The sequence below is a fragment of the Ahrensia marina genome, from assembly GCF_042140245.1.
In the GTDB taxonomy this organism is placed as follows: Bacteria; Pseudomonadota; Alphaproteobacteria; order Rhizobiales; family MH13; genus MH13.
Genome location: NZ_CP159483.1, coordinates 3,222,973 through 3,234,657, shown reverse-complemented (window position 1 = coordinate 3,234,657; position 11,685 = coordinate 3,222,973). Strand labels below are relative to the sequence as shown.

General features: G+C 57.0%; 10 protein-coding genes and 3 tRNA genes. 11 read left to right on the top strand and 2 right to left on the bottom strand.

All coding sequences use genetic code 11. The annotated features are described in order from the left end of the window. Nucleotides 1-291 precede the first annotated feature (291 nt). The gene (locus tag ABWH92_RS15710) at nucleotides 292-2,172 is read right to left on the bottom strand and encodes a PHA/PHB synthase family protein (RefSeq protein WP_375569949.1); all 1,881 of its coding nucleotides are present in this window, start codon (nucleotides 2,170-2,172) and stop codon (nucleotides 292-294) included. A gap of 674 nt (nucleotides 2,173-2,846) precedes the next feature. Between ABWH92_RS15710 and ABWH92_RS15705 the strand changes: the two genes are divergently transcribed. From ABWH92_RS15705 to ABWH92_RS15680, 6 genes are all read left to right on the top strand, one after another. Then, nucleotides 2,847-4,064, top strand: coding sequence for an LL-diaminopimelate aminotransferase (locus ABWH92_RS15705; RefSeq protein WP_375569947.1), 1,218 nt, complete (start codon nucleotides 2,847-2,849; stop codon nucleotides 4,062-4,064). Nucleotides 4,065-4,135: 71 nt separating this feature from the next. Next, complete coding sequence (locus ABWH92_RS15700) at nucleotides 4,136-5,452, top strand: homoserine dehydrogenase (RefSeq protein ID WP_375569945.1); 1,317 nt, start codon at nucleotides 4,136-4,138, stop codon at nucleotides 5,450-5,452. A gap of 27 nt (nucleotides 5,453-5,479) precedes the next feature. Then, entirely contained in the window at nucleotides 5,480-6,478 is a 999-nt protein-coding gene (gene glpX, locus ABWH92_RS15695) for a class II fructose-bisphosphatase (RefSeq protein ID WP_375569943.1), read from the top strand. Continuing rightward, a complete protein-coding gene (recJ, locus tag ABWH92_RS15690; protein ID WP_375569941.1) occupies nucleotides 6,456-8,249 on the top strand; it encodes a single-stranded-DNA-specific exonuclease RecJ in 1,794 nt (597 codons plus the stop codon). Before glpX ends, recJ begins: the two co-directional genes overlap by 23 nt. A gap of 33 nt (nucleotides 8,250-8,282) precedes the next feature. Continuing rightward, nucleotides 8,283-8,885: a pyridoxamine 5'-phosphate oxidase family protein gene (locus tag ABWH92_RS15685; protein WP_375569939.1), complete on the top strand. Its 603-nt coding sequence runs from the start codon at nucleotides 8,283-8,285 to the stop codon at nucleotides 8,883-8,885. Nucleotides 8,886-8,948: 63 nt separating this feature from the next. Further along, nucleotides 8,949-9,371 (top strand): RrF2 family transcriptional regulator, encoded by a 423-nt coding sequence (locus tag ABWH92_RS15680; protein ID WP_375569937.1) that lies wholly within the window; start codon nucleotides 8,949-8,951, stop codon nucleotides 9,369-9,371. Between the two features lie 102 nt (nucleotides 9,372-9,473). Here ABWH92_RS15680 and ABWH92_RS15675 read toward each other — a convergent pair. Further along, nucleotides 9,474-9,549, bottom strand: a tRNA-Glu gene (locus ABWH92_RS15675). Nucleotides 9,550-9,927: 378 nt separating this feature from the next. On the opposite strand from ABWH92_RS15675, the gene ABWH92_RS15670 reads away from it, so the two are divergent. From ABWH92_RS15670 to ABWH92_RS15650, 5 genes are all read left to right on the top strand, one after another. Beyond that, on the top strand, nucleotides 9,928-10,506 hold the full coding sequence (locus tag ABWH92_RS15670; RefSeq protein ID WP_375569935.1) for a cold-shock protein: 579 nt from the start codon (nucleotides 9,928-9,930) through the stop codon (nucleotides 10,504-10,506). Between the two features lie 17 nt (nucleotides 10,507-10,523). Further along, on the top strand, nucleotides 10,524-10,982 hold the full coding sequence (locus ABWH92_RS15665) for a DUF192 domain-containing protein (protein WP_375569933.1): 459 nt from the start codon (nucleotides 10,524-10,526) through the stop codon (nucleotides 10,980-10,982). A 113-nt stretch (nucleotides 10,983-11,095) separates the two neighbouring features. Next, nucleotides 11,096-11,172, top strand: a tRNA-Pro gene (locus ABWH92_RS15660). Between the two features lie 59 nt (nucleotides 11,173-11,231). Then, nucleotides 11,232-11,537, top strand: a complete 306-nt coding sequence (locus ABWH92_RS15655; protein ID WP_375569931.1) for an ETC complex I subunit — start codon at nucleotides 11,232-11,234, stop codon at nucleotides 11,535-11,537. A gap of 53 nt (nucleotides 11,538-11,590) precedes the next feature. After that, nucleotides 11,591-11,667 (top strand) — tRNA-Arg (locus tag ABWH92_RS15650). Nucleotides 11,668-11,685 lie beyond the last annotated feature (18 nt).

The following is an 11,685-nucleotide window of genomic DNA, read 5'->3' as shown; positions in this document are numbered from 1 at the left end:
CCAAAGGCTGATGAGAAACAAAAACCACTTGGCAGGCCGCGTCCAAGCGCTTTGGACCGTTACCGCAGCGGCAGTGGACGCGATCCTATTGGCACGCCCAAACCACTCCTGCCGGATTGGCAGACCAAAAGCAGCAATGGGGCGGCCCAAAAAGAAAAAAACTCAGAGGCTTCATCCGACGACGATCAGGCCGTTTCAGCAGGTTCAGAGACGCCTTCCAAGACTGTACAGCGCGAAGCGACAGCCAAGTAAGCAACTCGGGCAGGCCTATGGGGCTGTGGGCTGGGCCATCTAGGCTTTGATCAGCACATATGAGCCGGGAGCATCCATGAGAGGTTGGTAAGACTTGGAGCCCGTTTTGGGCGGCGTCACGCGCTCATCATCCAAGCTTTCCGTCCAAGCTTGCCAGTCTGGCCACCAAGAGCCAGGTGTCTCGCTCGCCTTGGCAACCCAATCGTCATAGCGCCCGCGCGGTTCTGCACCCGTCCAATACTGATACTTGTTCTTGTCTGGTGGGTTGATCACACCGGCAATATGGCCTGAGCCGGACAAGACAAAACGAACATCCCCACCAAAGAACTGCGAGCCGAGGAAGACCGACTGAGGCGGTGCAATATGATCCTCACGCGTGGCCAAATTGTAGACCGGTACAGTGACGTCCGCGAGATCCAGCTTGACATCATCCAGCACCATTTTGCCGCGAGAAAGTGTGTTCTCAAGATAGCAATTGCGAAGATAAAACAGATGGTTGGCAGCTGGCATCCGTGTGGAGTCAGAGTTCCAGTAGAGCAGGTCGAAGGGTAAGGGGTCTTTGCCCTTCAGGTAGTTGTTGATCACGTAGGGCCAGATCAGATCATTGGCGCGCAGCATGTTGAAGGCCGACGACATTTTCTTGCCGTCCAAATAGCCTTTACGGGCCATCTGCTCTTCCATCACCTTCAACTGCTCTTCGTCCACGAACACTTTCAAGTCGCCGGCATGGGTGAAATCAACCTGTGTGGTGAACAGTGTGGCTGAGGCGATACGATCATCATCGGTCGCCGCCATGTACGCCAGCGATACCGATAGCAGCGTGCCGCCAACACAGTAGCCCGCCGCGTTCACCTGCCGCTCGCCAGTGATATCCTCGATGGCGGTCAGGGATTCCATGATTCCCTCACGCATATAGTGCTCAAAGCCTTTTTGCGCTTGGCGTTCATCTGGATTGATCCATGAGATCACGAAAACAGTGTGACCCTGCGCGACCGCCCATTTGATGAAGCTCTTCTGCGGGTTGAGGTCGAGGATGTAGAATTTGTTGATCCAAGGCGGCACCATCAGCAAAGGCCGCTTCAACACCGTGTCGGTTGTCGGCGCATATTGAATCAGTTCGCAGACATCATTGCGCATCACCACCTTACCAGGCGTGGTTGCCATGTTCTCGCCGACTTGGAACTTGCGCGTATCGGTCATACGCACTTTCAAATCGCCATGACCTTCTTGTAGGTCCTCAGCAAGCATCGAGAGACCCCGCACCAGGTTCTCACCGTTGCTGGCGAGCGTTTCCTTGATGAGCTCGGGATTGGTGCCAACAAAGTTGGTGGGCGCAAGCGCGCTAGCAATCTGCTTCACATAAAACTGTGCCTTATGCTTGGTATGTGGATCCAGGTCACTGGCCTCGTCCACCAGTTCATCGGCCCAGTTGGAGATCAGCAGATAGGCTTGTTTGAGCGTGTCGAAAAACTGGTTGCGGGACCATTCAGGGTCGTTGAAACGCCTGTCTCGGGAGTCCGGCTCGACGACAGGCTTGGTTTCCTCGCCCGAAACGCGCGCCATAGACCCTGTCCAAAGGTCAAAAAATCCCGACCAAAGCCTTGTTTGCGCTTCCAAAAGGCGTTTTGGATCGGAGAGCCAGTACTCTGAGACTTGACTCAAAGTCTTAACCACCTCGCCCATCTCGTCAGCTTGCACGGCGCGAACTTCGCCTTCCTCGCGCGGCTTCAAATAGGCGGCCCAAACCCGACCAGACTGTTCGACAAACTTACCGAGATTTTCGGCAAAAGCTTCCGGGTCGTTGATCGAATAGTCTTCCAGTGGGCGCTCGTCGGGCTCCGCGGCGCGCCTTTTGGTCTGTGCTGGCGCCTCTGGAGTGGGCGGCGTGACCGGTTGCTCCGGCGTTACCACTGCTTGCATCGGCTTGGCGGCTTTGGTTTTGGACGATCTTGACCCAGCCTGCACAGCGACCTGGGCTTTGGTTCTACGTGTTGGCTTCTTGGTCGTCTTGGGCTGTTGAGTGGTTGTCTTTGCCACCGCAGTTTTCGTGGTTCTGGGCCCACTAGCAGTTTTTTGGGTCGTTCTTGCAGCGCGTTTCGACGCTGCTGATGTCTTGGATTGCGCCTTTTCAGTCGCCTTTTCGCTGGCGACTGTGTTGGCAGGCGCACGTTTGGTCGGACGACGCTTGGCACGCGTCGTTTTTGCCGCTTGGCCTTTTGAGGGTGTGGTGTCGCCTGTCTGCGCCATCGCCAGATCGTTTCCTTATGTCCCGCCAGCCAAGGTGACGATTGCCGTCAAATCGGGTTTGCACCCTTGTTCCCTTAACGTTTCATTCACCATGCTCCAGCAGCCTGTACAATGACAACATCGCATCTTGCATAGGTCATGTGCTTTTGCGGCACGACCAAACAAAGGCATGTGGGACGTTCCTATCAATTGCCCCTGTCTTGCCTTTGTGAGACACAACGCCCGCCGCCATGCAATGACGCGCCGCAAAGCGGCCACTGTTTTGACGGCACATCGCTAGAAGAATCGCCTTTTGTGGGCGCCCGCTATCCCAGCATCATTTCTGATGCCCAACCTTTGAGGTCGAGATGAACGAGTTTCACCATGTTCGCCGCCTGCCACCTTATGTATTTGAGCAGGTCAATCAGCTCAAGGCGAAGGCGCGGGCGAACGGTGCCGATATCGTCGATCTTGGGATGGGCAATCCTGACCTGCCGACGCCCGAGCACATCAACGAAAAACTGATCGAAACGGTCGGTAAACCACGCACCAACCGCTACTCTGCCTCGCGTGGCATCACAGGGCTGCGCCGTGCCCAGGCTGCCTACTATGAGCGCCGCTTTAACGTGAAGCTGAACCCGGACACTGAGGTTGTTGCAACACTTGGGTCAAAAGAGGGCTTTGCCAACATGGCGCAAGCCATCACCGCTCCCGGTGATGTGATCTTGGTGCCCAACCCCAGCTACCCCATTCACGCCTTCGGTTTTTTGATGGCGGGTGCAGCGGTTCGCTCCGTGCCGTGCGAACCAGGTCCTGAATTTTTCCATGCACTTGAGCGTGCCGTTCAACACTCCATTCCCAAGCCTTTGGCTTTGGTCCTCTGCTATCCGTCAAACCCGACGGCGCATATTGCGGACTTGGAGTTTTATCGTGATGTGGTGTCCTTTGCCCGCAAGAATGACCTGATCGTGCTCTCTGATCTGGCTTACTCAGAGGTGTATTTCGACGGCAATCCGCCGCCATCAATCCTGCAGATCAAAGGCGCCAAAGACGTGGCCGTGGAGTTCACGTCCATGTCAAAGACTTACTCGATGGCCGGGTGGCGGATGGGGTTTGCTGTTGGCAACGAACGGCTGATCGCGGCTTTGGCACGGGTCAAGTCCTATCTTGATTACGGCGCTTTTACGCCGATCCAAGTGGCTGCGTCAGCGGCGCTTAACGGCCCGCAGGACTGTGTGGACGACATGCGGGCCACTTATCTGGGGCGTCGTGATGTGTTGGTCGACAGCTTCGCACGGGCAGGATGGGATATCCCATCACCAGCAGCCTCAATGTTCGCGTGGGCGCCAATTCCAGAAAAATTCAAGCATCTTGGTAGTTTGGAATTTTCAAAACTGCTCATTGAGAAAGCCGACTTTGCGGTCGCACCAGGTGTTGGTTTTGGCGAGCATGGTGATGACTATGTCCGCATCGCGCTTGTGGAGAACAAAGACCGTATTCGCCAGGCCGCGCGCAATCTGCGCAGGTTCCTTGAAAGTGCTGACGAGACTTTGCATAACGTGGTCGCCCTCAGCGCGCGCGGTTAGCAAGATCGTCAATCGCATGCGTTGATACACCCTCTTATTGGCGGTTATCCGCCAGCTTGGACGTACCGCGCATGACCTTACCATCCAGCGACAGCCCATTGCGTGTGGGCGTTGCAGGGCTCGGCACCGTTGGTGCCGCGCTCGCTCGCTTGCTTTTGACCCGTGCCCAAGAGCTCAGCGCCGAAGGCGCACGGCCGCTGCGGCTGACCGCTGTCTCGGCACGCGATGCTTCCAAAGATCGCGGCTTTGACGCGTCTGGACTGACCTTCCACGCCAATGCTGCTGACCTGGCTCGTGATCCCAATGTCGATCTGGTCGTCGAGTTGATCGGTGGAGAGGACGGGGCGGCCAAGTCGGTCGTCGAGGCCGCTCTGGAAACCGGTAAACCAGTTATCACTGCCAACAAAGCGCTGCTTGCCGCCCACGGACTTCAACTTGCAGCACTGGCGGAAAAGTCCTCGGTTCCACTGCTCTTTGAAGCCGCTGTGGCGGGGGGGATCCCCGCCATTCGGGCGCTGCGTGATGCTGTGCCAGGCCAAAAAGTCACCCGCGTATCTGGTATTCTCAACGGCACCTGCAACTACATTCTCACCCGTATGGAGAACGAGGGCATTGCCTTTGATGACGTGCTGGCCGATGCGCAGCGCCTCGGGTATGCGGAGGCCGACCCAACCTTTGATGTCGATGGGTTCGACACCGCACACAAGCTTGCTATTCTGACCTCACTTGCTTTTGGAACGGAAATTGAAGCCTCCGACATGTATGTCGAGGGCATCCGTGCGATCACCCCAGACGATATGGCGGCGGCGGCTGAGCTTGGCTATCGCATCAAGCTGCTGGGCGTCGCTCAGCTCACCGACACCGGTATTGAGCAGCGGGTGCATCCAACCATGTTGCCGTTGGATTCAACGCTGGCGCAGATCAATGGCGTGTTGAACGCGGTTGCCATCGACACCGATCTTCTTGGAGAGATTGTGCTGTCCGGTCCCGGGGCAGGTGGTGATGCCACCGCTGCGTCGGTTCTTGCTGATCTGCAGGACTTGGCGCGCGGATTGGAACCCAAACCCTTGCGCCTGCCGCGCGGCACGCTTCGCCCCTATCAAAAAGCTCGCATGCGCGCCCATGAAGGTGGGTATTATGTGCGCCTTTCTGTGGTCGACAAACCTGGCGCCTTCGCCGCCATAGCTCAGCGGATGGCTGAGCACGGAATTTCGCTGCAATCCATTGTTCAGCGACGTAAACCAACCGACACAGGACCGCATTCTCATCAGCCCGTGATCATCATCACCCATGAGACGATGGAACTATCTGTGCGAGAAGCCATGGACGCCATCGTCGCGGACGGGCATGTGAATGCTGCACCGCAAATCATCCGAATCGAGCGGTAGCCACATGCCGCAAAGGAGCCGCGTTCTATGACCAATTCCATTCTGACGCCGGGGGAACTCGTTCTCGAGCGCATTTTGACTTTGGAATTGGTGCGTGTGACCGAGCGCGCAGCTGTATCGGCGGCACGCTGGCGAGGCCGGGGCAATGAAACAGAGGCCGATCAGGCTGCCGTGGATGCCATGCGTCGCGAACTTAACAAGCTGCCCATCACCGGCGAGGTGGTGATCGGCGAAGGTGAGCGGGACGAAGCTCCGATGCTCTACATTGGCGAGAAGGTCGGTACTGGCGACGGACCGGAGGTTGATATCGCCCTCGATCCGCTGGAGTGCACCACCGTCTGCGCCAAAAATCTGCCCAACTCACTGGCCGTTGTGGCGCTTGCCGAAAAGGGCAGCCTGCTCAATGCGCCCGACGTCTACATGGATAAGGTCGCCATTGGCCCTGGGTTTCCAGAAAACTTGGTGAGCCTCGACAAAACCGCGACAGAAAACATCAAGGCCGTTGCGGACGCCAAGGGCGTACCTGTCGAGCAAGTGTCTGCTTGTGTTTTGGATCGCCCGCGACACGCGGCGCTGATTGCTGAGATCCGTCAGTTGGGCGCCTCGCTAAGGCTGATACCGGATGGCGACATCGCCGGTATCATCCATTGCACGACGCCTGAAGAAACTGGGATCGACATTTATCTTGGCATTGGTGGTGCGCCTGAAGGCGTGCTCGCCGCTGCCGCGCTCCGCTGTGTTGGCGGACAGATGCAAGGGCGATTGATTCTTGACACCAAGGACAAGCGTGATCGCGCTCTGCGTATGGGCGTGACGGATCCCAACAAAGTGTATCGAGTGGATGAACTGGCTGGCGGCGATGTTATTCTCGCTGCGACAGGCGTGACAGAAGGCAATCTGCTTAACGGTGTGCACTTTGGCCCGCATGTGATCACCACCGACACGGTTGTGATGCGCTCAGCTTCTAAAACGGTACGCTGGATCAAAGGCAAGCACACACTGCTTGAGAAGTTCCATCTCGACTGATGATGCCGCGCTTGTTTTAAAAGTTGCTCGTTCCATCGGCGGGCAACGCTGGTTGCGCCGTCTGGAACGGGATGATCCACGTCCTTTTGCGATCCAGGAAGCGGCAGGCCTCAATGCCATCCTCGCTAAGGTTTTGGCTGGTCGTGGCGAGGATGGTCACACAGCTGCCGATGTTTTGAACCCCACCTTGCGCACACTGATGCCCGATCCTTCGGTGCTACGAGCAATGGAAGATGCGGCTGGCCTTCTTGCCGATGCGGTGGAAGCGCAGGCAACTGTGGGTCTCTTTGGCGACTATGATGTGGATGGTGCAGCATCCTGTGCGCTGATGGCCCGCTGGCTGTTGACACTTGGGGTTGCGCCAATTGTACACATCCCAGACCGTGTTTCTGAAGGTTATGGCCCCAACATCACGGCCATTGATGGTTTGGCTGAGCAGGGCATTGACCTACTGATCACACTGGATTGTGGCGCCACCAGCCATGAGGCGCTTGCCCACGCTCAGACACGCGGTCTGCCTGTTCTGGTGCTCGACCATCATCAGATGCGCGATCTCGGTCCGCCGGTCGAAGCCTTGGTGAACCCCAATCGTCCCGATGACACCTCCGGTCTTGGCCATTTATGTGCGGCCGGTGTGACGTTTATGGCGCTGGTTGCTGCTAACCGTGAGCTGCGCAACCGTGGTTATGACCGGAACACGCTGCCCGATCTGCTTCAACTCCTAGACCTTGTGGCTTTGGCAACTGTCGCGGATGTGGTGCCGCTCACTGGCCTTAACCGGGCCTTTGTGGTGAAGGGCCTTCAGGTTGCACAAGGGCAAACCAATGCGGGCCTTGCTGCATTGATCGCGGCATCAAGGCTTTCGGGCCCTCTGCGTCCTTATCATTTTGGTTTCGTGCTCGGGCCACGCATCAACGCAGGTGGTCGTATTGGCGATGCTGCCATGGGTGCGCGGTTGCTGATGAGTACGGATTCCGATGAGGCCCGTGCACTGGCAGCCGAACTCGACACGTTGAACGCACAACGCCAAGCGATCGAAACCGAAGCGGTTGAGAGTGCCATCGCGATGGTCGAGCGCGTTGGAGATGTGCCGCCGGTCATCATGGTGCGCGATGACACATGGCATCAAGGTGTGGTTGGCTTGATTGCAGCGCGCCTGAAAGAGCGATTCCATCGACCCGCTTTGGCCTTCACACTGACGCCCGATGGCACTTGGACCGGATCGGCCCGATCCGTCCCCGGCATTGATATTGGGCAGGCTGTTCATGGGCTGGTCGAGGCCGGGCATGCGGCAAAGGGCGGCGGCCACGCGATGGCGGCAGGGCTGACACTGGTCGATTCAGCTTGGAGCGACGCGCAAAACGCTTTGGTGGATGCCCTCAACAAAGCATCTGACCATGCAGCAGCCACGAGAACTCTAGACGTGGACGCGGTACTCACCGCCAGCGCTGCCTCGCTTGACTTGACCGGCGCCATTGAAAGCGCAGCGCCTTATGGAACAGGATTTCCCGAGCCAGTGTTTGCCTTTGCCAGTCACCGCGTGACCTACGCTGGCGTGGTGGGCACCAACCACATCAAAGTCACATTGTCGGACGGGCAGGGACCTGGCCTGGCTGCGATCGCCTTTCGAGCCGCTGAGACCCCACTTGGCGATGCTTTGATGGCGGCCCGCGGTGGCGGGCCCCTTCATGTTGCTGGAACGCTATCGATCAACAGCTGGCAGGGTCGTGAAACAGTGCAACTGCGCATCCGTGATGTCGCCAACCCTTGATTTTCAGAGCTGAACAGGCCACCAAATTTGTTGATGATCCAGCAAGAGACGCCACCCTTTTACAACGATTTGGACGCTACGCGTGATCATGCACTGGCGTTGATCGCGCGCGGCGTGAAAGATCGCAAGTCCGGCATGCACACATTCACCGTTGCAACGATTGGCCCTGATGGTGCCCCCCGTCTGCGCACGGTTGTAAATCGTGGCTTCGATCCACAAACACGAACGCTACGCTTTCACACTGACGCCCGCTCTCCCAAGTTGGACGAGTTGGCTAGCGACCAACGAGCCGCGGTGCATCTCTATGATCCCAAAGCTAAGACGCAGTTGCGTCTGGATGCCCTGGCCACGGTCCATAGAGACAGCGATGTGCGTCAAGCTGCATGGGATGCCACGCGCGACTTTTCCCGTGAGTGCTACCGTGTTGTGCCAACCCCCGGTGACGCCGTCGAAGCTCCAAGCACCATTGCGTTCACATCGGGGGAAGACCCAGAAGAGGGCGCGGAAAACTTCGTTGCTGTAACCTTACAAATGCAAACGCTTGAATGGCTCTACCTGGCCCATCAGGGTCACCGTAGAGCTCGTTTTTCATGGGATTCGATCGGAGAGGTCAGCCAAACCTGGCTTGTGCCCTAGCTTGAGTTTTGCCTGTTGACGCGAATAAGGGCATACTTAAGTGCCCGGTAAAGCGAGACTCCTATGCGCCTTTCAAAACAGACATCTTATGCCATCAGAATTTTGTTGGATTGCGCCCACGCGATGCCACAGGCTGTGCGCTCTAGCGAAATTGCTGAGCGCCAAAAAATCAGCGAATACAACATTCAAAAGCTGGTTGCTCAGCTGGCCAGCGAAGGCATCCTCTCAACGGCGCGTGGTCGCGGTGGTGGGATTAAGTTGGGGCTGGAGCCGAACGAGATCAATTTGGGTCGTGTTCTGCGCATCACCGAACCAACGCGAATCGTTGTCGACTGCTTTGGCGAACCGGTGGACTGCGCAGTGCGTCAGATCACGCCAGTGAACCGCATTTTTGCTGCCGCCTATGACGGTTTTGTTGATGTGCTTGATAAGTACACGCTGGAAGACCTGCTCAAAGGGCACCAGATGGTCCCAGCGGTCGCATAGCAGTGCCTACTCAAGCGGCACGGCTGAACAGCGCATCCAAACAATTGAGAAACGGGTCGTTTGTTTCAACGCGCTCGGCTTAGTTGTGCCGAGAGAAAGAGATGGCACGCCCAACGGGACTCGAACCCGTGTTTCCGCCGTGAAAGGGCGGCGTCCTAGACCACTAGACGATGGGCGCACATTCTGTGTCACAGATGTGCCAGACAGGCGGCCCTTATAGGGTGGGTCTGTTTGGGGTTCAAGCGGGTGAATCCAAAAAACTGCGCATGGCCAGTTTTGTCTGTCTGACTGATCAGAAACGGCAGTAAAACGGCGCGACCGGCTCTTATCCAAGACAACACGCGGCTAGAGATCACCCACTGTCCGTTACGGCAAGCTTAACGATCCAGGAATTATCGTAAACAAATGATGAAGGGGCTTGCCCGTCCGCGCCTGTCGAGGGCATCCTTCACATAAGGAATCAAAGTGCTTCGCCTGTTTTTCGACCAGATTGATGGCTGATTCGCGGCGATGGTGGCGCGTGTAGTGGCGGAATGCGTGGGTAGGGCTGGCTAGAATGACGGGTAAACCCCCTCTTGATCCCGAACTCATTGCCGAACTGGGCGATGATGCCGGGCTGGATGTTTTTGAGGTTGCCGGGCAGATCAAGTGGTTTGACGTCGGCAAAGGGTTCGGTTTCATCGTCCCTGACAACGGCATGAAAGACATTCTGTTGCACGTCACATGTCTGCGCCGTGATGGCTACCAGACCGCCTATGAAGGCGCACGCATCGTTGTGGAAGTTTTAGACCGTCCTCGCGGCTTGCAGGCTCTGCGCATCTTGTCGATGGACGAATCGACCGCACTCCACCCCTCACAGTTGCCGCCATCACGCACACATGTGCAGATCACACCCACGTCTGGTTTGGAAACAGCGACTGTAAAGTGGTTTAACCGCATTCGTGGATTTGGTTTCCTCACTCAGGGCGAGGGGACAGAGGACATTTTTGTCCACATGGAAACCCTTCGTCGGTACGGCCTCACAGAGTTGCGTCCCGGGCAGGATGTTCTGGTGCGTTTCGGCGATGGTCCCAAAGGCCGTATGGCATCTGAAGTGCGCCCGGTGAACGGCAGTTCCATACCGGCGTCACATTGATCGCCAATAGACTGCTCATGCTGCGCACTGCCATATCTTTTGTGGTTCCAATGCTTCTGGCCGGCCTTTTTTGGGCTGGTGCCGCATGGGCGTTTGAAGAATCTTCGTTAAGCGTTGAGACATCGACGGGTTCCCACCAATTCACCATCGAGATCGCGCGTACACCCCAAGAGCAAGGTTTGGGCCTGATGCATCGGCGAGAGTTGGCGCCGGATTTCGCTATGCTCTTTCCGTTTGCTCAGGCGCGTGAGGCGTCGTTCTGGATGCGCGACACGTATGTTTCCCTCGACATGGTGTTCATCGCCGAAGACGGCGTGGTGCACCGCATAGAACGTGGCACGGAACCACTATCTCTACGCTCGGTTCATTCGCGCGGTCCTGTCATCGCGGTATTGGAGTTTGTCGCTGGCACTGCAGACCGTATTGGTTTGGAACCTGGCGACACCGTCATTCATCCTGATTTGCAGCGCCAGTAGGTTGTTGCCCGGTGAAGCATTGTAAGGAGCACACTGTTTTTTACCATTTGGTTTGGTTCGCAGGCTTGACGCCCGCTCAAATGTAAGACAGTTCGTGGCAGACAATTTCGTATCGGGGCATAGCGCAGCCTGGTAGCGCACCTGTTTTGGGAACAGGGGGTCGCAGGTTCAAATCCTGCTGCCCCGACCACGAGATTTTCATTGCCGCACGACACGCTCATTGCGGCACGATGGTGGAGAGAAAAGCCAATGGTCGCCCGTATCTTCCGGCCCGCCAAAACCGCCATGCAGTCTGGCCTGGGTAAAACCAAGGGGTGGGTTCTGGAATATGACCGGGCGAAACCACGGTCTGTTGAACCTCTCATGGGCTGGACGTCTTCCTCCGACATGCAGGCGCAAGTCAGCCTGAAATTCGACACCAAAGATGATGCCATTGCTTATTGCACACGAAATGGCATTGCTTTTCGGGTGGAAGAACCAAAAGAGCGTATTCGCCGCCGCGTCGCGTATGCCGACAATTTCAAGTATGACCGGCGGGTGCCCTGGACTCACTAAACGATAAGCCTGTTGTTTGACCAAAGGCAGCGGCGGGCCACTTCGATAGGATCGGCCTCGTAGCTCAGCTGGATAGAGCACCGGACTTCTAATCCGACGGTCGCAGGTTCGAATCCTGCCGAGGTCGCCACCAACACACCAAAGCGTC

Excerpts from the sequence above, each read along its gene's own strand:
- ABWH92_RS15705 (WP_375569947.1), top strand. The coding sequence starts at position 2,847 with ATGAACGAGTTTCACCATGTTCGCCGCCTGCCACCTTATGTATTTGAG.
- ABWH92_RS15685 (WP_375569939.1), top strand. The coding sequence starts at position 8,283 with ATGATCCAGCAAGAGACGCCACCCTTTTACAACGATTTGGACGCTACG.
- ABWH92_RS15700 (WP_375569945.1), top strand. The coding sequence starts at position 4,136 with ATGACCTTACCATCCAGCGACAGCCCATTGCGTGTGGGCGTTGCAGGG.
- ABWH92_RS15670 (WP_375569935.1), top strand. The coding sequence starts at position 9,928 with ATGACGGGTAAACCCCCTCTTGATCCCGAACTCATTGCCGAACTGGGC.
- ABWH92_RS15680 (WP_375569937.1), top strand. The coding sequence starts at position 8,949 with ATGCGCCTTTCAAAACAGACATCTTATGCCATCAGAATTTTGTTGGAT.
- ABWH92_RS15655 (WP_375569931.1), top strand. The coding sequence starts at position 11,232 with ATGGTCGCCCGTATCTTCCGGCCCGCCAAAACCGCCATGCAGTCTGGC.
- ABWH92_RS15665 (WP_375569933.1), top strand. The coding sequence starts at position 10,524 with ATGCTGCGCACTGCCATATCTTTTGTGGTTCCAATGCTTCTGGCCGGC.
- glpX (WP_375569943.1), top strand. The coding sequence starts at position 5,480 with ATGACCAATTCCATTCTGACGCCGGGGGAACTCGTTCTCGAGCGCATT.
- ABWH92_RS15710 (WP_375569949.1), bottom strand. The coding sequence starts at position 2,172 with ATGCAAGCAGTGGTAACGCCGGAGCAACCGGTCACGCCGCCCACTCCA.